Source organism: Mycobacterium mantenii (genome assembly GCF_010731775.1).
Lineage (GTDB): Bacteria > Actinomycetota > Actinomycetes > Mycobacteriales > Mycobacteriaceae > Mycobacterium > Mycobacterium mantenii.
Genome location: NZ_AP022590.1, coordinates 4,446,281 through 4,469,738 on the forward strand (window position 1 = coordinate 4,446,281; position 23,458 = coordinate 4,469,738).

Here is a 23,458-nt window from a genome sequence, read left to right on the forward strand (position 1 = left end):
GAATAGTAAGAGGTGCACATAATGCCAAACATGGGCGCAAAGGTGGCAGCAGCTTATCGCAAAGAGCAAGAGCGGCCAATCATCCCGGTGGAAGCCCCTCCGATATTCCCTCCTCATATGAGGCGATTACGCCAGGGTGGCTGACAGAAGTCCTTTGTCATGATGCACCGGGAGCGAAGGTGGTTTCGCTCACGCTTGGCGACGTGGATAATGGGACTTCGAATCGCAGGAAAATTGGTGTCGAGTACAATCGAGCAGGCAATAGTGCGGGTCTGCCTAACCGCCTTTTTTGTAAGGCCTCGCACGACTTGGCCATCCGACTCGGGTTTGGTCACACGGGATCCGGTTCTTCAGAAATCTATTTTTACGATAGATTACGTCCGCAGCTCGATATCGAGGCGCCGAACTGCTACTACGGCAACCTCGACACGGAGACATTCAATTCGATTCTCATTCTTGGCGACATCAGTGACGAGGTTGAATCGTTCTGCACTCATGAAACCCATATCAGCAGAGCGCGTGCCGAGAGCCAGATCCTATTGCTGGCAAAAATGCACGCACGTTTTCATGACGGAAACGAAGCCCATAAGGAACTCTCCGAGTTGCCTACCTGGTTTGACTTTTTCCAAACGACGCTCGATTTTGGTTTGAGAGAAGGCTCCAACCAGGGTTTTCTAGATGCACAGGAAGTGATCCCGCCTTCTCTGTATGGAAGATTCGAAGAAATATGGCCAGCCACTCTCGAGTCAATAGCAGAGAATAAGAGTCTACCCAAAACCTTTACGCACAATGATGTGCACCTCAAAAACTGGTATGTAATGCCGGGTGATCGAATGGGTTTGGCCGACTGGCAATGCTGCGGTGTCGGCCATTGGGGGCGGGATCTTGCTTACACCTTATCGACTGCGCTGACGGTGGAAAATCGCAGGACATGGGAGGAAGACCTCGTGCGCTATTACGTTGAAGAATTATCTGCGGCGGGAGTTGCTGGAGTAACTTTCGATGATGCGTGGAGGCATTACCGAAAGCAGCTCCTGTCATCATTGACCTGGTGGACCATAACGTATCGACCGACAGCAGGCATGCCCGATATGCAACCGGCAGATGTCACCCCCGCGTTTATCCGGCGTATTAGTACAGCAATGGACGACTTAGGAACTCTGGATCTATTCTGAGGCCGACCTTGAAAGGTGAAAGCAGCAGAACCCTTTACAGATTGCGGTCCGGTCCGGTGCCGGCGCTATTGCCCGGTGAACACCGCCTTCTCGCGGGCCAGGTTGGCGGCGATCCCGATCTTGCTGTCCTCGGTGGCCCACAGCGTCCGCTGTTCGGCCAGCTCACGGTCCAGCACCGCCCGGACCTGGCTTACCAGGGGTGCACGTAGGGTCTGCCGGATCGATTGCACCGCTAGCGGTGCGGCCGCAGCGATCTCGACCGCCCAGCGCAGCGCCTCGTCCCGGACGTCCCCGTCCGGTACGAGCCGATCGACCAGCCCGATGTCGAAGGCGCGTTGACCGTCGATGCGTCGGCTGGTGTAGAGCAGGTCCGTGGCTTTTTGCTGTCCGACGATGCCGGGCAGGGTCACGCTCAGCCCGAAGCCGTGATGGAACCCCAGCATCGAGAAGTTGGCGTGAAATCGGCTCGACGGCGCGGCAACCCGGAAGTCGGCCGCGCACGCCAAACCAAGACCGCCCCCGACGGCGGAGCCCTGGACCGCGGCGACGATCGGCACCGCTACGTCGAACAGCCGAACCGCCTCGCGGTACAACAGTTCCGAGGACCGCGCCCGGTCCTCGTCCATCTCGCCCTGAGCGAAGTTGGCGCCGGCGCAGAAGTGCTTGCCTTGCGAACACAGCACGATGGCGCGCGTCCCGTGGGCGTGCACGTCGGCGGCGGCATCCACGATCTCGCCGATGAGCTGGCGGTCGAAGTAGTTCGCCGGGGGGCGGGTGATTTCGATGATGCTGACATGGTCGGCGGTGCTCACCGAGATGTTCTGTGCCACTTCATACTCCGATCGTTGAGCCGACGGCCGTGACGGCCTTGTTGATGCCGCCGACGAGGGCCATCGCCGTACCGAGCCTTGTGTTCATCGATGCCTCGTCGCCGAAGTCGCCGCGCCAGGTGTGTAGGCGTCGGGTCAGCAGCTGCAGGGCGTATTCCTGCGTCATGCCGATGGCGCCGTGGGCCTGGTGCGCGGCCCGTGCCGCCAGCCCGGCGTTGCGGTTGGCCACCGATTTGGTGGCGACGATCTCGAAGGAGGCCGCGCCGTGCAGTGCGGCGGCACCCGCGCGGTCGACCGAAAGCGCGGTCAAGGCTGACGCCTGCGCGAGTTCGACGATATGGGCCTGCACGGACTGAAACTTGCCGATCGGGCGGCCGAACTGCTCACGCTGCCCGGCGTAGGTCGTGGTCAGTTCGAACGCTCCGGTGATGGCGCCGGCTATCTGTGCGGACCGCAGCAAGGCGCCGCGCAGCAGTACGTCATCGGCACCGACATCGGCGGGGTAGACGTCCACTTCGCTTCCGTTCGCCGTGATGGCGTCTCGGGGCATCCCCGCGAGGTCCGACCCCGCGGTCACTTGCAGGTGGTCGACGTCGGCCACCACCACCCCGGCGGGTAGGACCGCCACCACGTGGCTGGCGCCCCGCACCCAGGGCACGTGTGTAGCGGTGCCGGTCAATCGGTCACCGTCGAGGGACAAGGCGCTGGAGTCAGGTACCACGGTCATCGGGGTGGCCGGAATCTCCGCTCCGGCGCGGGCCAGCAACCAGGCGGCCAGGCTGGTCTCGGCCAGGGGCAGGGGCACCGCGTGGCGGCCCGCGCCCTTCAGGACCGCGAGTAGATCCGGCAATGAACCGCCCGACCCGCCGCATTCCTCGGCGATCCCGACGAGCGGTAAACCGAGTTCTGCTGCTGACTGCCACAAGGGGGTGGTCAGGCCGTCGCGTTCCACCGCGCCGATGACATCGGCGCTGAAGGTCTGAGAAAAGTAGTCCCGGACCAGCCCGACGAGCTCGGGGTCAGCTTGGTGCGCGGTCATGACGTGATCAGCGCCTTGGCGATGATGTTACGCATGATCTCGGTGGTGCCGCCGCGGATGGTGAACGACGGGCCGGTCAGCACTGCCCTGGCGAGCAGGGATTCATACGGGTCCGACGAGGTCAGTTCCGGTGTCCGGCCGAAGTGTCTGAGCACGATTTCGATGCACTCCTGTTCGAATCGGGTGGCCATTTCCTTGGCCAGCGCCGCCTCGACCGTTGGCGATTCGCCGCGGTCGACAGCCCGCGCGATCGACAGCGACAGGCCGTGGAACGCCCAGCAACGCGCTGCCACCGATCCGAGTTCGGTCTGCGCCCAACCGGGGGCGGTGCCGTGCAGCGTGCCGGCCCAGTGGTCCAGAACCGGCATCACCGACATCCAGCGGTCGACACCGCCGCGCTCGAGAACGAGTTCGGCGGTGTTCTGTCCCCAGCCGGCACCCACCTCGCCCAGGCGCCTGGAGTCCGGGACGAAGACGTCGTCGAACGCGACTTCGCAGAAGTGGCGGGTGCCGTCGATGAAGGTGATCTTCGACGGGGTCAGCCCGTCGGCGTGGCGGTCCACGATGAACTGGGTCAATCCGCGGTAGCGGTCCTCGGAGGTGCGGAAGAGCCCCAATAGGTGGGTCGCCTCGGCCGCACCGGAGGTCCAGATCTTGGTTCCGTTGAGCAGCCACCCGCCGTCGACCTTGATCGCTCGGGTCCGCACGGCGGCCAGGTCGGAGCCGGCGTCGGGTTCGCTCATGCCGATCGCGAAGGACAACTCTCCGCTGGCAATGCGGGGCAGGAAGTACTGCTTCTGCTCGTCGGTGCCGTTCGCGGCGATATTGGGACCGGATTGGCGGTCGGCGACCCAATGCCATCCCACCGGCGCTCCGACGGCCAGTAACTCCTCGACCACGATGAGCCGCTCCACGGCGGTGCGTCCGCCGCCGCCATACTCCTTCGGCAGCGCCATGCCGAGCCAGCCCTGCGCGCCCAGGTCGCGGGAGAAGACGGGATCGCTGGGGGCGGCGAACCCTAGGCCGGCGTTATAGCTGCCCGGCGGAAGCCGGTCGGCCAGGAAGGCCCGGACGTCGTCGCGTAACCGTTGTTCGTCGGTGCTGAGTTCGGTTGCCTCGAGTCTCATCGGGTCATCACCGGACCATCACCAGTCCGCCGTCGATCGCCAGGACCTGTCCGGTCATGTAGGTGGCCTCGTCGGAGGCCAGAAAGACGTAGGTGCCGGCGATCTCCTCCGGTTCGGCCCACCGCTTCAACGGAATGCGTTGCAGGTAGTTCTCATTGAGCTTGTCGTTGTTGCGCAGCCCTTCGGTCATCGGCGTGGCCGCGGCGGGGGCGACGGCGTTGACGACGATGTTGTAGCCGGCGAGTTCGCGGGCGGCCGACCGCGTCATGCCGAGCAGCGCCGCCTTGGCCGACGCGTAGTTGATCTGTCCGATGGTGCCGTTGAGCCCGGCTGAGGAGGTTGTGAAGATGATGGAACCCTTCCGGGCTTCCTGCATTCCCGGCACCACCGCCTGCAGCCAGTAGAACGCTCCGTTGAGGTGGATGTTCAGGACGGTTGACCATTGCTCGTCGGTCATCTTCCACAGCATCGCCGGCCGGGTCAGGCCGGCGTTGCTGACCAGCACGCTGATGGGGCCCAGGTCGGCGGCGGCTCGTGCTGCCGCGTCGTCGACCGCCGCGCGATCGGACACATCACACGCGATTGCGGCCGCAGTGCCGCCTGCGGCGGTGATCTCCTCGGCCACAGCGTGCGCGGTGTCGGCATTGATGTCGACGACGGCGACTCGTGCGCCTTCGGCGGCGTAGCGGATGGCGATCGCCCGGCCCAGTCCCTGGCCGGCGCCGGTCACGACGGCGACGCGGCCGGCCAGTCGTGCGGGATTGGTCATGTGTTTCCTCCTGTAGGTGCGTGTGACGCTGACCGCGGCGGGCTGCCGGAGTCGGGGCGGTACATGGCTTTGACGTCGCGCAAGCTCACCTTCAGCGACGGGGTGCGTGGTAGCCGCTCGACGATCCGAATGTCCACCGGGATGTGATGTGCGGGAACCCGTTGCCTCAGATAGGTCTTCAGGTCCTCGACGCCGGGGGCCGTTGCGCCGGCGCGGAGTTCTGCGACCGCGAAGGGAATCTCGCCCAGACGCGGATCGGGCACTGCAACGACGGCCGCGTCCCGCACGGCGGGGTGGCACAACAGGGCGTTGACGACCGTCTCGGGCAGGACCTTGAAACCACCGCGGTTGATCGCGCCGTCGGCGCGGCCATGCACGGTGACAAAGCCGTCGACGTCGATCGAGGCGAGGTCGGTGGTCCGGATCCAGTCCGGGCTGACCACCCCAACCCTGGCCTCCAGCAGGCCCTGCTGGCCGTCGGGCAGCTGCGCGCCGGTGGACACATCAACGACGCGCACCTCGGTTCCGGCGGTGGGCCGGCCCGACGCTGCCGGTTTCACGTGGCCGAATTCTTCGTAGAGCGCCGGTGTCCACGCGACCACGGTGCCGGCGAATTCGGTGGCCCCGTAGGCCCACAGCACCGGAACCCCGTACGTGCTCTCGAAGGACTGGCGGGTCTCGGGCTCCAACGGGCCAGACCCACCGAACAGAAACTTCAACGACGCCAGGTCGCCGCGCGGCACTTTCGCCTCCAGCACCATCCGCACCACGGCGGGCTGCACACCGACGTAGGGCATCTGGTACCGCTTGATCGCGCTGACCCAGTCATCGACCTGAAACTTCTCCAGCAGGACGAGCCGCTTGCCGCTGTGTATAGCGCCGACAAGCTGGGCGATCCCGCCGATCCCGGCGAACGGCCAGAACACGAGTTCCGGTGCAGCGTCGGGATTCCCGGGTGACAGCGCCGTTGCGCTGAGCACCGCACGCTGCAACACCGGGGTGGGTAGGTGGATGCGCTTCGGGGGGCCGGTGGTGCCGCTGGTCAGCACGCCGATCGCCGGCTCTTGGGGCGCTTGGGCGTATCGGCGCTCGCCACGGGCGGACAGTTCGGGCAGCAGCGCCACGTGTGGCGCTACCGATTGGACGGCGATGCCGATCGAACCGACCCGCGCCGCGGCCGCGATCACCGGCGCCGTCCAGTCGTCGCGGTCGGCGATGACGACCCCGGGCCGCAGCGCCTCGATGTCCGCAGCGATGGCGGCCGGGGACTGGAACGCGTAGATCTGGGAAAACGATCGCCGCCGCGCCAACAGGCCGACGATGGCGGCGGCGTGTTGCGGTCGGTTGCGGACCACCAGTCCGATGGCGTCGCGCTCGCCGACGCCGGCCGCGCCGATGAGCGAGTCGATGGCGTCGACGGAGCCGGTGAGATCGTCGCCGCGTAACCACGTGCCGCCGAACTCGATGACGGGCGCCGACCCGTAGGCGCGGAGCCGGCGATGTAGCACGGCTGCAAGATCTTCCGCGCTGTCAGCGGCCCCGGAATTGTGCCCGGCGCACATCAATGCGTCCGCGGACACGTCATTGTCGCACCCTCGACCGCGGTGCTGAGCGGTCACCAGCACTGTCGTTGAGCACAATCCATTCCCGTTCGCGAACGTCGCTGCCACGTCAGAAGTAGAGGCGGGTGATGGACTCGGCGACGCAGACCGGTTTGTCACCGCCCTCGCGCTCCACCGTGGCCAGCCACACCACCTGGACGCCGTCCGGCACGTCGTCCACGGCGGCGATACCGAGCCGAACACGCACCCGGGAATCGACCGGCAGGGGAGCGGGGAAGCGGACCTTGTTGAGGCCGTAGTTGACCCCCATGCGCTTGTTGGCCACTTCGAAGACGTCGTTCATCAGCGGAGGCAGCAGCGACAAGGTGAGGTATCCATGGGCGATCGGAGTCCCGAAGGGCCCCTCCGCGGCCTTCTCAGGATCGACGTGGATCCATTGGTGGTCGTCGGTGGCGTCGGCGAACAGGTTGATGCGGTCCTGATCCACCGCCTTCCAGCCGCTGACACCAATCTCCTGGCCGACCAGTGAGCGCAATTCGTCTGGGCCTTCTATCTTTCGCACGATCCATCCTTCGTTGAATTGGTGTGGGGTACCGAGGTCGCGGCGCGGGTGCAGTTATCGGACGCGCGGCGGCGCGGGCCGTGAAGGTCCGAACGTGCACCACGGGCGCCTCCATCCAATAAATGAGTTGGAGGATTAAGATGTTCTGCATGATGAGCGGTACCGCTCGCCGGTGCCGCAATGTCGACACCTAGGGCGCGGCACGGGAGGGTGAAACGATGACGGCAGCGTCCTTTGGTGCCGTCCGGGTCCCCAAGGCCGCCGAGCTGGTCGCGGCCAGTCTGCGCGGACAGATCATTACCGGTGAACTTCGGGCCGATGCGCTGCTGCCGGCCGAAGCCGTGTTGATGGAGCAGTTCGACGTCAGCCGGCCCACCCTGCGCGAAGCGTTCCGCATCCTGGAGTCCGAGGCGTTGATCGTCGTGCGGCGCGGCGCCCTGGGCGGCGCACGCGTCAAGCCCCCCGACGGCGTAATGGCAGCGCGTCATCTGGGATATCTGCTGCAATATCGCGGCACCACGATGGCCGATGTCTACCGTGCGCGTAGCGCGCTGGAACGGCCCTTGGGCGAGGCGGTCGCGCGAGACAAACGCCGCCAGAACGTATCCCGGCTCAGCCAGGCGATCACCGAGGCGACACCGCACATCGCGAACCCGGCCGAGTACGCCCGCCACGACATCGACTTTCACCTGCTGGTCGCCGAACTCGCCGGCAACGAGACCGTCCGCACCACCGTGGAGGTGCTGTACCACCTCTTGCTGCCAGCGCGGAACCGCTACGTCGAGGCGCTGGCGCCCGGTGAGTTGGGCGTCGAGTACGCCGAAGTACATCGCACGCACGCTTATTTTGTGACGCTGATCGAACGCCACGACACCGATGCCGCGATCGAATTGTGGAACAAGCACCTCGACGAGATCGAGCACCACTACACCGCCCGCCCGTTGGCTAAAACGGTGGTGGAGATGCTCGGCTGACCCGACAGCGCACACGTCGAGCTGACGGTCGTTGGACGTGGGTTCATCCGATGATCTCTTGCACCACGTCGTAGCCCTCGGCGAGCACCAGATCGGTAAGCCGGGCCAGCTCCCGGTCGGGATTGCCCAACAGATGCTGGGAGGCCGTCGCGCGTTTCAAATAGAGCTGCACCTCGTGCTCCCACGTCAAGGCGAGCCCACCATGGATTTGCATGGCGGTCCGGACCGCCTGCCAGTTCGCCTCGTGTGCGCAGACCGCGGCCACGGCCGCCGACACCGGGATCGGCTGTGGCTGATCGAGGTGGCCGAACGCGGCCTCCACCGCGGCGGTGGCGGCCTGCACCGCCACGAACAGATCGGCGCAGCGGTGCTTGATCGCCTGAAAGGAGCCGATTGGTCGGCCGAACTGAACCCGCGTCTTCGCGTATTCCACCGACATGTCCAGCAGCCGTTGAGCGGCCCCGACTGCGTCGGCGGCTATCGCCAAGCGGATGAGGTCCTGCAGCCGGGCTTGCAGCGCCGCCGCGGCGTCCAGATCACCCAGCGCGACTGCCGGTACGGCTTCGAAGGTGACAGCGGCAACCGGCCGGGTCACATCGACGGAGCGAAGAGTCTCGATGCGTACCCCCGCGTCGTGCCCGTCGACCACGAATAGCCCAGGCCCGGTATCGATTTCGGCGGCCACGATCAGCCAATCCGTCACATCAGCTTCCAGCACGGCCGGTTCGGCGCCGCTGACCCGCCAGGTGTGTCCGTCATGCGTGGCGCGGGGCGGGGCGCCATCCAACGGGCTCAACGCCAGCGCCACCCGCACCTGCCCCTGAACGATGCCCTTGAGTAGATCGGCGAAGTGTTCCTCGGCGCCGGCCCAGCGTATCGCCGTCGGCGCCAGCACGGCGCTCGACAGATAGGGCGCGGGCAACAGACACCGGCCGGCCTCCATCAGGAAAATGGCCAACCCTGCCGCACCGACGTCACCGCCGCCGTACTCCTCGGGCGTCGCCAGTCCGAACACCCCCAATTCCGCGAGGCTCCGGCACAGGTTGGGGTCCTCCCGGCGACCCGATTCGGCCAATTGCCGTGTCCGGGCCAACGGCGCGTGCTGCTGCAGGCCGTCGCGGACCCAGATCCGGAACTCCATCCGGTCGTCCTCGGTCAGCAAGGGCATTCGGCCCCCTTCGGTCAAAGCACCATATTAGTTCGCTTTCGAATACATTAGTATCCTCTATATGATTCTTCGCAACTGCCGTGGGGTGGCCTTATGACTGCGGCAGAACCAGCCGAGACGCCCGGGTTCCGTGATGAGGTCAGGGCGTTTCTTCGAGCCAACCTCCCCGCCGACTGGGCCGGTCTCGGCGCGCTGCCCGGGCCGCAGCGCCGTGAGTTCGTCGACCGGTGGCGCCGCCTCTGCGGGCAGGCCGGAATGCTCGGCGTGACGTGGCCGGTGGCCTACGGCGGGCGGGGCCTGACCAAACTGGACCACCTGGTGGTGGTCGAAGAGTTCTCCCGCGCCAGGGTGCCGGTTGGCAGCCCGGGCGACACGCTGTCGATGAAGCTGCTCGGGAACACGTTGGCGGCCTGGGGAACTCACGAACAGAAGCTGCGGTTCCTGCCCCGCATCATCAGCGGCGAGGACATCTGGTGCCAGGGCTACTCCGAGCCCGAGGCCGGTTCAGACCTCGCGGGTCTGCGAACCCGTGCCCGACGCGAGGACGACCAGTGGCACATCGACGGCCAGAAGATCTGGACCTCGAACGCGACAAACGCCAACTGGATGTTCCTGTTGGCCCGCACCGACCCGGACGCGCCGAAATCCAAGGGCATCAGCATGCTGCTGATGCCGATGGACCAGCCTGGTGTCGACGTCCGGCCGATCACGATGCTCAACAACACCGAAGACTTTTGCGAGGTCTTTCTCAGTGACGCCCGCACCGAGGCCGGTCTGGTCGTCGGGGAGGTCAACAACGGCTGGGCGGTGGCCAATTCGCTGCTCAGCCACGAACGGGGTGAGGAAGCGGCGGTCAACCCGATTCTGTTCGCCCATGAACTCGAACGCGTCTTCGCGCTGGCGAAGGATCGCGGCGCTGACCGGCAATCGGTGACCCGTGAGCGGCTCGGACGCGCCTATCTCGGTGTCGCGGTGATGAAAGCGCTGGGCGACAAGATCCTGTCGGCCTACATGCGCGACGGGTCGCTGGGGCCCGAGGCGTCCGTCGCCAAGCTCTACTGGAGCGAGTATCACCAGAGCACAACGCGGTTGGCTGTCGACATCCTCGGCACGGATGCCCTGGCGTGGGACGGTGACATGCCCATGAGGTGGTTCCGTGCCGATGACGCCGGCGCGCCAAACGATTCCAGCTCGTGGTTGTCGGTGCATCTGTGCAACGCGATGGCCGGCACCATCTACGCAGGCACGTCGGAGATTCAACGCAACATCATCGCCGAGCGCATCCTGGGGTTGCCCCGCGAGACGCGCGCAGGGTGAGCGCTGACCTAGGGGCGTAACGCCTCGGCCAGCACCATCGGGTTGTGAAATTCCGTCCACGACCTGATCAGGCCGCCGTCGAACTCGAACACTGCGATGTAGGTGTTCTGGTAGGGCTTTCCGGTGTCGCGGGCCACGAAATCACCGTGATAGCGGGCCACGACAGTCCTGTCGTCGGTGGCGGAAAACACCTCGTCGAGGTGCAGCGGGTGCGGATCGAACAGCTTGGCCACTCCCGCGAAGAGTTGCCGAACACCGCGCTTGCCCCTGACGTGGGACCAGAAACCGGTGCGCTCATCCTGGAACGGCAACCGCACCTCGATCTCCTCGGCGAACAACGTCATCGCGGTGTCGAAGTCACCACCCGAGAAGTCACGCAGCAGAGCCGCCACCATCTCCGCTCGGCTCGTATCGGCGGCGACGTCGGCCATAGTGGTCTCCTAATTGTGTCGACGGCACACGACGGGATCGAGGTGCGCGGCGACTCCGCGCGGGTGACACCCGCTTCCTCAAGGCCCGACCCTAGCGCTACTTGACGCAAACGCCAAGTAGCGTTGACAAAAATGCCAAGTTCATAAATGCATCTTGAGCTGCATCGATACCGCGCGACGGTGCGGATTCAGCGATCTGCATGACCGGGTCGTCCGCCGTCGTGGAGTATCATCAGGCGACGATACGGGCCTTACCAAACCGCGACGGGACTGTGGACCAACAGCACAACGACATCCCATTGAGTCCTCGCGCGCTGCAGACGCGGGACTCAATATTGGAGGCGGCCCGCAGCCTGTTCCTCAGTCGCGGCTACGCCGGTACCCGCATCAACGACATCACCGAGAAGTGTGGGATCTCCCGCGCCGGCTTTTACACCTACTTCAAGGACAAGGCCGAGGTGTTCGCCGCACTTGGTCAGAATGCCTACCACGACGCCCAGACCGTGGTCAGAGGGTGGGAGACGCTCGGCGCTCATCCGACGCTGGATGAAGTGAAGTCATGGGTGGGCGCCTACTTCGCCTACATGGACGTCCACGGCGCTTTCGTCCTGTCCTCGAGCAGTTGGTCGTCGAGCCGCGACACGTTCCGGGAGGGCGCGCGGCGGATGGAGATGCACGTGGCCGCCCCGCTGGGGCTCGCACTGCAGGCGCGCCGATCCTCGCCGACTCCGTCAACCGACACTCTGGGGCTTGCGGTGCTGGCTCTGTTGGACCGCGCGTGGTACTTCGTGCGACCGGAAGGCCTGCCGGTAGAGGACGACGACATGGTCACCACCGTCGCCGCCATGATCATGGCGGTCCTCAACGACTCCCTTACGACTCGGTCAACGCAACCCACCGAGAAGACGCCGCGGCCACAACCTCGCGACACTGCCCCGGTGCCCCCGCATAATGGCACGACCACCCCGCCGCGACGGGCATCGGCCACTGTTGCGCGCCCCGGCGGTGATGCGGCGATGACGATGGGTGACATCGTCATCGACAACGCCGAACGCTTCCCCGACGTCGCCGCCTATCGCCTCGGCGCACGCTTCATCAGCCATCGCCAGCTGCGTGACCGCGGCGTGAAGCTGGCGTCGGCGATGGCCCAGAACGGGCTGCGCCGCCAAGACCGCATCGCCGTGCTCGGTCGGAACAGCATCGAATACGGCGAGCTGTTCGCCGCCACCCAGCTCAGCGGAATCACGATGGCAACGATCAACTTTCGGCTGTCCGCACCCGAAATCCTCGATGCCCTGCGCAGGGTCACGCCGTCCATCGTGTTCTGCGACGACGAGTTCGCTTCCACCGTGGGCGAATTCGCGCCCCAGCTGAGCGGGGTTCGGCAGATCGTCTGCCTCGGTACTTCCGCTGCCCCGGGGATGATGCAGTTCGATGCCTTCATTGCGCAGGGTGTCGCCGATGAGCTACCGTTCACCGCACGACCCGACGACATTGCGTGCCTGCTGTTCACCAGCGGCACCACGGGTCCTTCGAAGTGCTGCATGCTCGGACACCGCGAACTGCGCCGAATCGCTTTCGCGGCCAACGTCGAGATGCGCACCGGCTCCGACGACCGCGGGCTGATCAACATGCCGATGTTCCACTTCGGCGCCTTGGCCATCATCAGCGCCCTGCACGCTCGCGGCGGAACCGCAGTCCTCCAAGCACAATTCGACACCGCAGAAGCCCTCCGGTTGGTCACGAACGAACGCGTCACCCTGCTGCATCTGGCCCCGGTGATGCTCCAAGCCCTGCTGGACGAACCCGGCGCCCACGAGGCCCTCGCCGACGTGCGCACCGTCGTCTATTCCGCCGCGCCGATGCCGCCGCACACCCTGCGCCAAGCGCTGGCGACCATGCCCGACGCCGGGTTCACCAACCTCTACGGGCAAACCGAAGCCATCGTGTCGGGACTACCACGGGAACTGCACTCGCTCGACAACCCCACAGCCGCACACCGACTCGGATCGGTCGGATTCCCCTTTCCCGGTGTGTCGATACGCATCGTCGACGATGACGGCCTCGACGTTCCCGCCGGCCAGCCGGGCGAGATCATCGTTCAGTCGGACTCACTGTTTCGCGGCTACTGGAACGACCAGGCCGCCACGCTGGCGACGTTGCGCGACGGATGGTGTCACACCGGCGATATCGGGCGCATCGACAAAAACGGGCTGCTCTATCTGGTCGACCGGAAGAAGGACGTGATCATCAGCGGTGGGGAAAACGTGTTCTCGCCAGAGGTCGAGCTTGCGCTGCGCGGCCTCGACGAGGTCGTGGACTGCGCGGTGGTCGGAACACCGGATCCCCGGTGGGGTGAAGCCGTCACCGCGGTCGTCGTGCTGCGACCCGGCGCGCAGCTGACCCTGGATCGCATCCAGGACTTCCTGCGCGACACCCTGGCCCGGTACAAAGTGCCGCGCCGGCTGGCCATCGTCGACGAACTGCCCGTACTGCCCAGCGGCAAAATCGACAAGAAACGCATCCGCGACACCGTCGCCCACTCGTAGCAGCGCCGGCCGCCACGAGGCCGTGCGTGAAGGTGCACGACGATGGCGTCGGCGGTGATGCGGAACTGCGGTCAAGGTCCGTCGCCGAAATCCGGCGGCAGCTCGCGACCTGCGCTGGACAGAATATGCCAGTCCAGTGCCACTGCATTGGATAACGCAAGTGGTTCGAGGCGTGAGCACAGGTGTTGCAGTGGCCTAACAGAGGCTTGGCAAGAGCACTGTCACAAGGAAATACATCATTGGTTCAAGGGCCGCCGGTCACCGCGACCTGACCGATGCGGAGCCCGCCGTTCTGTCATTGGCGAACAGAATGTTGACACGTCACTGTCAGATAGACTTCCCGGGCGCGGCCTGTCGGGTTCGCGTACTGCATTTCGATACATCCATAGGCGCCCGGCTGCTGAATCCCTAACGCACCAGCGGACCAATTCCTCCGCCGCCCGAACACCAGGAAAGGGGCACACATGGGACTGCTCGACAACAAAGTCGCACTGATCACCGGTGCTGCGCGTGGGCAAGGCCGCAGCCACGCGGTAGCGATGGCCGAGCAAGGCGCCGACATCATCGCGGTCGACCGCGCCGCCGATATGGATTCCATCCCCTACTCATTAGCCAGCCGCGACGATCTGGAGCAGACCGCGCAACTCGTCCGTGATTTGGGCAGGCGGATTCACACGTCGGTGGTAGATGTCCGCGAGCTGGTCGACCTGCGAGCGGCTGCCGAGACCGGAATCGCCGAACTCGGGGACATCGACATCGTGGTCGCCAACGCCGGCGTGGTGGCCACGGGCAAGACCGATCCCGCCGACGAGGGCCTCTACCGAGACATCGTGGAGACGAACCTGTTCGGAGTCTGGAACACCCTAGTGGCCTCGGTGCCCTCGATGATTCGAAAAGGACGCGGCGGCTCCATCATCCTGACCAGTTCGACGCAGGGACTGGTGGGCCGAGGCGGGGACGGCAGCGCGGCGGCCTTCGCCTACGCCGCATCTAAACATGGTGTCGTCGGCCTGATGAGGGTGGCGGCCACCTCCTACGCCGAGCACAGCATTCGGGTCAACACCGTGCACCCGACCGGGGTCTTCACCCCGATGGTGGTCAACGAGCACATGGCGCAGGTGTTTACCGAGCATCCGTCGGCATCGAAGCTGGCCACCAACCTGCTTCCGGTCCCGTTCGTCGAGGCCCAGGACGTCACCAACGCGGTGGTGTGGCTGGCCAGCGATCACGCCCGCTACATCACCGGGGTATGCCTGCCCGTCGACGCCGGATACACCGCCATGTAGTAGCGACGTTGCAGCCGGGCGGTCGGTTGGCGGTGCGCTAAGCATCGGCACCCAGTGTCGACGACGGACGCATCACTTCGACGCAAGGGCCAGATCAGACAAGCGACAGCCCGATGAGCGCATCACGGCGACTGAAAAGCGGTAGTTCATCGAGGCTGCCGGTGGGCGCCGGGCGTGACGTGCGCCATCGCAGTACCGACCGCGCTGAGCGCTCCGGAAAGCCCTGCCGGCTTCGGTGGCGTTGTAGTTGGCGTAGATGACATCGCCAAACTGGTCTATGAAGGCGATCACCACATCAAGCCGCATCCGCGAACCGGATGCGGCGGCGAACCGCAGCGAGCGCCCACTGTAGCGGTTGCGGACATCGTCGGGCAGGTCCATGATCCGGTCGAACATCACCGGAACCACGGCTAGCCTGGCGGCGCGGTACCGGTCGACGAGGTCCAGGGTGGCCTCGCGATCGAACTTGCGGCGCGTGACCACGGTGCACGCCATCATCGCCGCGAGCACCAACTGCCCGAAACCCCAGGCGTGAAACATCGGTGCCGCCACGACGGTCGTCTCTTCAGCACGCCACGGCGTCCGGTTCAGGATCGCCTCGACGGCCCGGAGCCCACCACCGGAATGCCTGGCGCCCTTAGGGAGTCCCGTCGTCCCGGAGGTCAGCAGGATCAGTTTGCCGGCGCGCGTCGCCGGCCAGGGCCGTTGGCGATCGCGAAACCGTCGTCGCCGACATTCCTTCACGCCGCACCGCAGAGAGGACCCGGACGTATTTGTCGGGGCGCAGGACCGTTACAAGCCTGGCACGGATGAAGGTCGCTGTCAGGGCATAGAGATCATTCACGACGCGCCACCAATAACAATCGCGCCGTGCTCAGTGAGTAGCCGCAGCGTTCAGCGCACCGCAAAGCCGGCATCAAGGGGCCAGGCCGTTCCGGTGATGAACTTGGCTTCATCCGAGACCAGGAAGGCCACCGCGTTCGCCACGTCCTCGGGCATCAGCATCGGGATCGGCAACACGTTCTGCATCGCCTCAATCGCGACGTCCCCGGACTCGAGCAGTTTGCCCATCGCTTCGTTCATGACCATGCCGGTCGCCACCCCAGTGGGGTGGATGGTGTTCACACGGATGGAATGTTTCCCCAGTTCGTTGGCCCACACCTGCATCAGACCGACGAGTCCTCGCTTGGCAGCTGAATAGGCCTGACCGCCAGTCCGGTCGGTGCCGGTGGCTTTGAGCCCGGCGCTGGAGCTGGTGATGACGATTGATCCGCCGCGCCCGCCCTCGATCAGGGTCGGGATCGCGGCATGCACGGTGTTCCACACCCCAGTCAGGTTGACGTCGACGATGTCACGGAACACCTGCCGGTCGTCACCGCCACCGGACAGCCGGATGATGCCGGCGTTGGCGATCACGATGTCCAAGCGCCCGAATTCGGCGAGGCCGTCGGCGAGGACCGCCTCCACGGCGTCGCCGTCGCGGACATCGGCCTGACGCGCCACGATGCGCCGGCCTGCACCCTCGACCAGCTTGACCGTCTCGTCCAAATCCGACCGGGTGGCGTTGGGATAGTCCATAGACGCGATATCGGCACAGATGTCCAACGCGATGATGTCGGCGCCGTCGGCAGCCAACCGCACCGCATGGGCACGTCCTTGCCCGCGCGCGGCGCCGGTGATGAAAGCAACCCGACCGTCCAACACACCCATGGTCCTCAACCCTTTTCGCTGTTGTGCCGCGCAATGTCGCCTCGCTGGGAGTGAGGTCCGCGTGGACATCTGTCTGCAGCCCACGCCGCGGGATACCGACACTATGGCAGCCAAGTGTCAAAGGTCAAGACCGTGCTTCTTCGGGAGCTCGGCCGAATCTCACGGGTAGACGCAGAGAACGCGAGGACGCCGATCACCATCGAGTGGAGGGCCCGTCGCGCTGTCCAAGCAGGAACTATCGCCGCAGTTCAACAGATCGGTTCCGACGTTCTTCACTGATCACACGCTCGACGGGCATCGTACCGCCACGGCACGAATCGACGCTGAATCCAGCGCGTCGCCGATAATGCGATATGGCAGTCAGCTGCCAGGCCGCGAGGCACCGAGGAAACTAGCGCAAGGCGGCCGATAGCGCGGCGAACTCGTGCCGGACGAGGTCGTCGACGGCGTGATCGTGGCCCGATACCCACCGCTTGACGGCACGGTCGAGCAGCAGCAGCCCGACCCCGGCGAGTACCTCCGCCGCGGCATCGGGGGTCGGAAGCCCGCGGCGCTCTGCGACCGCCAGCGCGACGATCTGTGCATTGCCATCCTGGTCATGGCGTTCCTGACCGCGCAGGACCAGAGAGGTGGCGACCGCTTTCTGGTAGAGCGAGACGCGGCGGCGGATCCGTTTCAGGCCGATTGCCAGCGACGCGAACGACTCGGTCATGGCGTCGAGGTCTGACACCGACGTCGGTTGGGCGAGGTAGACCCCCCGGAATCCTTGGATGAAGTCATAGGCTCCGAAGAACAGGATGGACTGCTTGGTGGGGAAGTAACGGAAGAACGTTCGCGTGGACACGCCGGCCGCCTTCGCGATCTCGTCGGTGGTCGTTGCGTCGTACCCCTGCGTGCTGAAGAGATCGAGTGCGACGTCGACCAGCGTGGTACGCACCCGGTGGGCGTGATCGCCACGGGGCGAGCGTTCACCGCGCACCATCGCTGCGCACCTCCTCAAGCCCATGTGCCGGTCTGGGTGACAGTGGCCCCGAAGGATCCCCGCACCACGGGCAAGCCCCCTGCTATTCCGACAGTATGACAGTGCGCTGCCAGAAGCCTCAACGGTCGGCCGGTGATAGCCGGATCACAATCACTGCACGCAGCTGTCGGTGCCGGCGGCGCGGCGGGGTATCCGAGAATGTGACCGCGCCGTGCCGGCGCGTAGCGAAGAAGCAACCCCATGCAGGCCGGTCCAGGCATTCAAATAACAGCTCCTAAAAGGCTACTCAGCGGCTTGGCGCCGCCAATCCCAGGAAGCGCGCGCATCATCGCGGAAGCCGTGTGCCGGCATCGACGCGCGCAGGGAGCCCACGCGAGCCGGCGCGCCGCACGACGGTTGGCGACGCAGGTCGGTGTCGATCGGACGCCGAGCCAGGAGCCGTACATTGACTATGACAGTCCTCTGCCATACTCTCGCTTACGAAGCCAGTCTTCGAATCCATCGGCCCGAAAGGCGTGTGCGTGGCGGAGAACGTGTTCCTTGTGTTGAGCAACCCCATCGAGGGTCAAGACGACGCATTCAATGCGTGGTACGACTCCACGCACGTGCCGGAGGTTCTCGACGTTCCCGGTGTCGTGGCCGCCCAGCGCTATGACCTGTCCGAGGTCAAGGTGCCCGAGGACGAGGACCTGCCCGCACAGCTACCGCCGCCGACGCACCGCTATCTCGTGGTCTACGAACTCGATCGCGAGCCCGACGCTGTGATGGCGGAGTTCCTCAAGCGGGTCATGGCGGGCACGTTGACGCTGGGCGAGACGTTGGACCTGAGCACCGTGTCGTTGACCGGCTGGACTCCCCGCGGCGAACGACGGGTAGCGACATGACGGCTGGGTCCCCGTTCCGCGCGACACGCGTGCGGGCGAGATCCGCTCGGACTCATGACCTTTCGCTGTTCGTCCCGATGAGTGAGGCCGCATCATGCCCTTGGCGTTGACCGAAGACCACGGTGCACTCGCCGACGTCGCCAAATCGCTGGTGGCCGGTCGCGGCGGAACCGCAGCCGCGCGCCGCATCCTGCTCGACGCGGACGACAGCGGGCGCTGGTGGCAGAACGACGGCTTGTGGAAGGAGATCGTCTCCACGGGCTGGCTTGGTTTGCACATCGACGAACGCTACGGCGGTCAGGGCTTCGGACTACCCGAGCTGACCATTGTGCTCGAACAACTCGGCCGCGCCGCGATCGCGGGACCGTTCCTGCCCACGGTGGTCGTCTCGGCAGTCATCGCCGAGGTCGGCACCGAGGAGCAACGACAACGTTGGCTTCCGAAGCTGGTGTCCGGCGACGTCGTGGCCGCGATCGGCACCACCAGTGATGCCGCGCTGAGGGGATCGGCAGTTGCGGCTGACGCAATCGCGACCCTCGGGGAGCAGGACGCCGATCTGTTCCTCATTCCGGTCGGGGACGATCTGGTGCTCGTCGAGGCGGGCGACGCGGTGGGCACAACGCGCAGCGACGCCGTCGATCAGGTGATGCGCCCGATTACCGTCGCCAACTTGGCGTCGGCGCCGGTGGTGGACAGCTTCCCTGGGATGGCCCGCGTTGCGGCCCGGACGGTGCGCCTGCTGGCCGCGGCCGAAGCCGTTGGCGGTCTCACCGCGTGCACCGAGATGGCCAGCGTCTATGCGGCCACCCGTGAACAGTTCGGCCGCCCGATCGGGTCCTTTCAGTCGATCAAGCACCATTGCGCCAACATGTTGGTCGACACCGAGCTCGCCGTGTCCGCCACCTGGGATGCGGCCCGCACCAAGGCATCCGAGGCCGAGCTGGCGGTGACGATGGCGGCTGGGCACGTGTTGCCCGCCTATCAACGCGCGGCGCTGAAAAACATCCAGATCCACGGCGGCATCGGCTACACCTGGGAACACGACGCCCACCTCTACGTCCGCCGCGCAACGGTGCTGCTGGCGTTTGCCGGCGGCGAGGACGCGCTCCGCGATGACGTCGCAGCCCTGCAGATCGGCGGTGCACGCCAAGGCACGTCGTTGGACCTACCGCCGGACGCCGAACAGTACCGGCAGGCGGTAAGGGACTTCCGGGCAGAGCTGGCCAAGACCGAACCCGCCGAGCAGCAGAAGCTGTGGGCTCACGCCGGATATCTGGTGCCGCACTGGCCCAAACCCTATGGCCGTGCCGCCGGCTCGATCGAGCAGCTGATTATCGAGCAGGAGCTCCGCGGCGTGGAACGCCCCAGCCTGGGTCTCGGCGAGTGGATGGTGCCCACGGTGTTGCAACACGGCAGCCCTGAACAGATCGACCGGTTCATCTGGCCCAGCCTGGAGGGTGAGGAGCGGTGGTGCCAGCTGTTCAGTGAACCGGGAGCCGGCTCGGATGCGGCTGCAGTGTCCACCAAGGCCGTCCGGACCGACGGCGGCTGGACGCTCACCGGCCAGAAGGTGTGGACCAGCGACGCGTTGAACTGCCAGCTTGGGCTGGCCACGGTGCGCACCGACACGAATGTGCCCAAGCACAAGGGCATTACGGCCATGATCATCGACCTGTCCGCACCGGGGGTCGAAATCCGTCCCTTGCGGGAGATCACCGGGGAAGCCCTCTTCAACGAGGTCTTCTTCGACGAGGTGTTCGTCGCCGACGATCGCGTGGTCGGCGAGGTCAACAACGGCTGGCGGGTGGCCATGGCGGCCCTCGGCAATGAGCGGGTGTCGATCGGCGGCGGCTCGGTGACCATGGTCGCCGAGGACCTGCTCGATCTGTTGGCTCGTCACCGCGGCAACGATCACCGGCTGGCCGGCGAGGTGGGCGCGCTGCTCATCGAGGCCTACGCCCTGGCGACGGTGAACCTGCGCCAAGCTGCCCGCGCGGTCTTCGAATCCGGACCCGGCATCGAAGGCAACATCGCCAAACTCTTCGGCGCCGAGCACGCTCAGCGCGTCGCCGAACTGGCAGTCCGCATCGCCGGGCCCGCCCTGTTGACCGGACCCGACGGCTGCCAGGCCGTCGGCGGCGATCCGTTGGGCCGGCAGGCCGCCGGAACGGTGGTGCACGACTACCTGTTCAGTCGCTGCCTGACCATCGCCGGCGGCACCTCCGAAGTCGTCAGAAATCTGATCGCCGAACGAATCCTGGGCCTGCCCAGGGACCCGGCGCCCGCACCGACCACCAAGTAACGCGATGACTGGAGAAATGAAATGACCTGTGCCGTCATCGGAATCGGCCGCACCACCTACTCGAAGAACTCCGGGCGCACCACCCGTGGGATGGCCGTCGCCGCCTGCCGCGATGCGATCGACGACGCCGGGCTGACACCAGCCGACATCGACGGGATCTGCACCTTCATGGCCAACGACTCCGAACAGCCGATCTTCGTCGGGTGGGCGCTCGGTATCGAGGAATTGGCGTGGGCCAACGCCATGTTCGGCGGCGGGAACCTGGTAGCCGACCAGGTCGCGACCGCCGCCGCGGTCATCGAGGCCGGGATTTGCAAGGCCGTGCTGGTGTACCGCTCGCTCAACGGCCGCTCCGGACATCGCTTCGGCCACATCGAGGGACCGATGCAGGTGCCCCACCATGACCAGTTCGACACCGCGTCGGGATTCATGGTGCCGCCGCAATGGTTTGCCATGTGGGCGCGCCGCCACCAACACGAATACGGCTCCACCTCAGAGGATCTCGGTCAGATCGCGATCACCCAGCGTAAGCACGCCGGGCCCAATGAGCACGCGCTACGTCGCGAGCCGCTGTCGATGGATGACTATTTGGCGGCGCGCTGGATCAACGAGCCGTTCCGGGTGCTGGACTGCACCTCCGAGGTCGACGGCGCGGTGGCCATCCTGATTACGGGCGAGGACATCGCCCGCAACGCCAAGCAGGATCCGATGTGGCTCGTCGGCTCGTCCAACTCTCAAGGTGGGGCCGGTTGGACGGAGTGGAGCGATCCGACCGAAATGTATTCGCGCACCGCCGGTCCCAAGATCTGGGACAAGACGGGGCTAACACCCGCTGACATGGATCTGGCCTGCATGTACGACTGCTTCACCTACACCGTGATGGCCACCATGGAAGGGTTCGGATTTTGTGAGAAGGGCGAGGTCGGCAAGTTCTTCTCCACCGGCCGCGCGACCTACGGCGGCGACGTTGTGGTGAACCCCCACGGCGGCCTGTTGTCCGAAGGCTACATTCACGGCCTCAACCACCATTACGAAGCCGCACTGCAGTTGCGTCACGCGGCCGGTGTGCGCCAGGTCGACGGTGCCCAACTCGCTCTCGTCACCGCCGGCGGCGGCCCGTTCGGCGGCGCTAACGTCTACAGCAGGGAGAAGCCATGACATCACCCCCGGCCACCAATCCGCTACTGATGCCGCCGATCCCGGTACCCGACCCGGACTCGGCGCCGTACTGGGAAGGCCTCAAGGCCGGCAAGCTGATGCTGTGTCGCTGCGACGACACCGGCAAGTGGATCCACCCCCCGCTAGAACGCAGCCGATACACCGGCGGCCCAGTGCACTTTGAAGAAGTCAGCGGACGGGGCACCATCTTCAGCTACATCGTGATACGCCAAGCGCTGGTGCCCGGTCGCATACCGCCCTACGTCGTCGGCCTCATCGAACTCGACGAACAGCCCGGCCTACGTATCAATGCGGTCATCGACGCCGACCCCGCCGACGTGCGGATCGGCCAACCAGTGCAGGCCCGCATCGTCGACCTCGGTGAGAGTGGTTACCGCATACCCGAATTCACCATCCGGCTCGCGAACGACGGGACCACGCCAGCATGACCGACATGAGCACCGACGCCACCTTCGACGTCGACGATCTACCGTTCACCCAGGACAGAACACTGGCCTGGCAGCAGCTCCGCCAGCACGGCGAGGTCGTGCAAGGTCGCGAGCAGGTGGTGCTGACCAGCGCTGCGGCCGTCGAGTTCGTGGCGAAGCGACCCGAACTTTTCTCCTCGGCCCGGGCGTTCGACCGCCTCGGCAGCCCGGTCCCATTGGTTCCGATCGCCATCGACCCCCCCGATCACACCCGATTCCGACGGCTGTTGGACCCGTTCTTCAGTCCGCGAAGGATGGCTGAACGCGAACCCGAGCTGCGGCGGCAGGCGGGCGAGTTGATCGATGCCATCAAGGAACGGGGGGAGTGTGAGTTCCTCGCCGACGTCGCCGTCCCGTTCCCTACCCAGGTCTTCCTGACACTGTTCGGGTTGCCGCTGGAAGACCGCGACCGCCTGGTGCACTGGAAGGACTCGATCCTGGAGTTCACCAACCCCGCGAGCGGCGAGCCGACGCCGGAGGTCTTGGCGCTCGCCCTCGAACTCTACACCTACCTGAATGAGCACATTGCGGCGCGGCGCGCCAACCCCGAGGGTGATGATCTGCTCTCGCAGTTGACAGCGCTCGACGACGAAGGCGGTCTCACCGACCCGGAGATCCTCGGGCTGTGCTTCCTGTTCGTCCTTGCCGGCCTCGATACCGTGACGTCTGCTTTGGGTTTCTCCTTTGCGAGGCTGGCCACGGATCCGGAACTGCGACACACACTTACCGCTGACTACTCGCTGATTCCGCACTTCATCGAGGAGCAGCTCCGAGTCGACAGCCCGGTGCCGTTCGCGCCGCGCGTTGCCACCGAGGACGTCGAAATAGCGGGGTGCCCCGTGGCCAAGGACACCACGATCCTGATGAGTCTGGGCGGCGCAAACCGCGACCCCGACCAATATCCAGACCCAGACACCGTGCATCTCGACAAGCAGCCACCCCATTTCGCGTTCAGCCGCGGCCCCCATCGTTGCCTGGGATCCCACCTGGCCCGCCTCGAATTGCGCCTGATCCTCGAGGAATGGCACGACCGCATACCCAACTACGCCCTCCTCGAGGGCGCCCAGCCCACCGTGCCGTGGCCACACGCCACCATGGGCCTGGACGCCGTCCCGCTCGTCCTGCCACCCAACTGAACCGAAACA

20 protein-coding genes and 2 pseudogenes are annotated in these 23,458 nt (G+C 65.6%); 11 read left to right on the forward strand and 11 right to left on the reverse strand.

What is annotated here, in order from left to right:
- Positions 1–179 precede the first annotated feature (179 nt).
- The gene (locus tag G6N50_RS20085; RefSeq protein WP_158086067.1) at positions 180–1,175 is read left to right on the forward strand and encodes an aminoglycoside phosphotransferase family protein; all 996 of its coding nucleotides are present in this window, start codon (positions 180–182) and stop codon (positions 1,173–1,175) included.
- Between the two features lie 65 nt (positions 1,176–1,240).
- Here G6N50_RS20085 and G6N50_RS20090 read toward each other — a convergent pair whose 3' ends face one another.
- From G6N50_RS20090 to G6N50_RS20115, 6 genes are all read right to left on the reverse strand, one after another.
- Positions 1,241–2,005 carry an enoyl-CoA hydratase/isomerase family protein gene (locus G6N50_RS20090; protein WP_083095165.1) on the reverse strand — a complete coding sequence of 255 codons (765 nt, stop codon included), beginning with the start codon at positions 2,003–2,005 and terminating at the stop codon, positions 1,241–1,243.
- A gap of 1 nt (position 2,006) precedes the next feature.
- Positions 2,007–3,044, reverse strand: a complete 1,038-nt coding sequence (locus G6N50_RS20095; RefSeq protein ID WP_083095166.1) for an acyl-CoA dehydrogenase — start codon at positions 3,042–3,044, stop codon at positions 2,007–2,009.
- The gene (locus G6N50_RS20100; protein ID WP_083095167.1) at positions 3,041–4,171 is read right to left on the reverse strand and encodes an acyl-CoA dehydrogenase family protein; all 1,131 of its coding nucleotides are present in this window, start codon (positions 4,169–4,171) and stop codon (positions 3,041–3,043) included. Before G6N50_RS20100 ends, G6N50_RS20095 begins: the two co-directional genes overlap by 4 nt.
- Positions 4,172–4,178: 7 nt before the next feature.
- Positions 4,179–4,940, reverse strand: a complete 762-nt coding sequence (locus G6N50_RS20105) for an SDR family NAD(P)-dependent oxidoreductase (protein WP_083095168.1) — start codon at positions 4,938–4,940, stop codon at positions 4,179–4,181.
- Positions 4,937–6,520, reverse strand: a complete 1,584-nt coding sequence (locus G6N50_RS20110; protein ID WP_232068789.1) for a class I adenylate-forming enzyme family protein — start codon at positions 6,518–6,520, stop codon at positions 4,937–4,939. The genes G6N50_RS20105 and G6N50_RS20110 overlap by 4 nt, the downstream gene beginning before the upstream one ends.
- Before the next feature lie 91 nt (positions 6,521–6,611).
- A complete protein-coding gene (locus tag G6N50_RS20115; protein ID WP_083095169.1) occupies positions 6,612–7,064 on the reverse strand; it encodes a MaoC family dehydratase in 453 nt (150 codons plus the stop codon).
- A 218-nt stretch (positions 7,065–7,282) separates the two neighbouring features.
- Here G6N50_RS20115 and G6N50_RS20120 point away from each other — a divergent pair, with 218 nt between their 5' ends.
- Positions 7,283–8,038, forward strand: a complete 756-nt coding sequence (locus G6N50_RS20120) for a FadR/GntR family transcriptional regulator (protein ID WP_083095170.1) — start codon at positions 7,283–7,285, stop codon at positions 8,036–8,038.
- Positions 8,039–8,081: 43 nt separating this feature from the next.
- Here the strand turns inward: G6N50_RS20120 and G6N50_RS20125 are convergent, their stop codons facing one another.
- Positions 8,082–9,206 (reverse strand): acyl-CoA dehydrogenase family protein, encoded by a 1,125-nt coding sequence (locus tag G6N50_RS20125; RefSeq protein ID WP_083095171.1) that lies wholly within the window; start codon positions 9,204–9,206, stop codon positions 8,082–8,084.
- A gap of 93 nt (positions 9,207–9,299) precedes the next feature.
- On the opposite strand from G6N50_RS20125, the gene G6N50_RS20130 reads away from it, so the two are divergent.
- Entirely contained in the window at positions 9,300–10,523 is a 1,224-nt protein-coding gene (locus tag G6N50_RS20130) for an acyl-CoA dehydrogenase family protein (protein WP_083095172.1), read from the forward strand.
- Between the two features lie 8 nt (positions 10,524–10,531).
- On the opposite strand, the gene G6N50_RS20135 is transcribed toward G6N50_RS20130, so the two are convergent.
- A complete protein-coding gene (locus tag G6N50_RS20135; RefSeq protein ID WP_083095173.1) occupies positions 10,532–10,954 on the reverse strand; it encodes a nuclear transport factor 2 family protein in 423 nt (140 codons plus the stop codon).
- 200 nt (positions 10,955–11,154) lie between these two features.
- On the opposite strand from G6N50_RS20135, the pseudogene G6N50_RS30150 reads away from it, so the two are divergent.
- The 3 genes and pseudogenes from G6N50_RS30150 to G6N50_RS20145 all read left to right on the forward strand — a co-directional run.
- Positions 11,155–11,415 (forward strand): annotated as a pseudogene (locus G6N50_RS30150) (TetR/AcrR family transcriptional regulator); the annotation flags it as partial.
- A 555-nt stretch (positions 11,416–11,970) separates the two neighbouring features.
- Entirely contained in the window at positions 11,971–13,503 is a 1,533-nt protein-coding gene (locus G6N50_RS20140) for a class I adenylate-forming enzyme family protein (RefSeq protein WP_169926960.1), read from the forward strand.
- A gap of 464 nt (positions 13,504–13,967) precedes the next feature.
- On the forward strand, positions 13,968–14,789 hold the full coding sequence (locus G6N50_RS20145; RefSeq protein ID WP_083095175.1) for a mycofactocin-coupled SDR family oxidoreductase: 822 nt from the start codon (positions 13,968–13,970) through the stop codon (positions 14,787–14,789).
- A gap of 225 nt (positions 14,790–15,014) precedes the next feature.
- Here the strand turns inward: G6N50_RS20145 and G6N50_RS20150 are convergent.
- The 3 genes and pseudogenes from G6N50_RS20150 to G6N50_RS20160 all read right to left on the reverse strand — a co-directional run.
- Positions 15,015–15,470: pseudogene (locus G6N50_RS20150) on the reverse strand (AMP-binding protein); the annotation flags it as partial.
- A gap of 213 nt (positions 15,471–15,683) precedes the next feature.
- Positions 15,684–16,499: a mycofactocin-coupled SDR family oxidoreductase gene (locus tag G6N50_RS20155; protein ID WP_083095176.1), complete on the reverse strand. Its 816-nt coding sequence runs from the start codon at positions 16,497–16,499 to the stop codon at positions 15,684–15,686.
- A gap of 391 nt (positions 16,500–16,890) precedes the next feature.
- A complete protein-coding gene (locus G6N50_RS20160) occupies positions 16,891–17,481 on the reverse strand; it encodes a TetR family transcriptional regulator (RefSeq protein ID WP_083095177.1) in 591 nt (196 codons plus the stop codon).
- Between the two features lie 521 nt (positions 17,482–18,002).
- Between G6N50_RS20160 and G6N50_RS20165 the strand changes: the two genes are divergently transcribed.
- The 5 genes from G6N50_RS20165 to G6N50_RS20185 all read left to right on the forward strand — a co-directional run bounded on the left by G6N50_RS20165 (position 18,003) and on the right by G6N50_RS20185 (position 23,449).
- Complete coding sequence (locus G6N50_RS20165; RefSeq protein WP_062886387.1) at positions 18,003–18,365, forward strand: DUF4286 family protein; 363 nt, start codon at positions 18,003–18,005, stop codon at positions 18,363–18,365.
- A 94-nt stretch (positions 18,366–18,459) separates the two neighbouring features.
- Positions 18,460–20,667, forward strand: coding sequence for an acyl-CoA dehydrogenase (locus G6N50_RS20170; protein WP_083095178.1), 2,208 nt, complete (start codon positions 18,460–18,462; stop codon positions 20,665–20,667).
- A 21-nt stretch (positions 20,668–20,688) separates the two neighbouring features.
- Positions 20,689–21,825 carry a thiolase C-terminal domain-containing protein gene (locus G6N50_RS20175; protein ID WP_083095179.1) on the forward strand — a complete coding sequence of 379 codons (1,137 nt, stop codon included), beginning with the start codon at positions 20,689–20,691 and terminating at the stop codon, positions 21,823–21,825.
- Positions 21,822–22,274, forward strand: coding sequence for a Zn-ribbon domain-containing OB-fold protein (locus G6N50_RS20180; RefSeq protein ID WP_083095180.1), 453 nt, complete (start codon positions 21,822–21,824; stop codon positions 22,272–22,274). Before G6N50_RS20175 ends, G6N50_RS20180 begins: the two co-directional genes overlap by 4 nt.
- Positions 22,271–23,449, forward strand: a complete 1,179-nt coding sequence (locus G6N50_RS20185; protein WP_083095181.1) for a cytochrome P450 — start codon at positions 22,271–22,273, stop codon at positions 23,447–23,449. The genes G6N50_RS20180 and G6N50_RS20185 overlap by 4 nt, the downstream gene beginning before the upstream one ends.
- Positions 23,450–23,458: the final 9 nt, after the last annotated feature.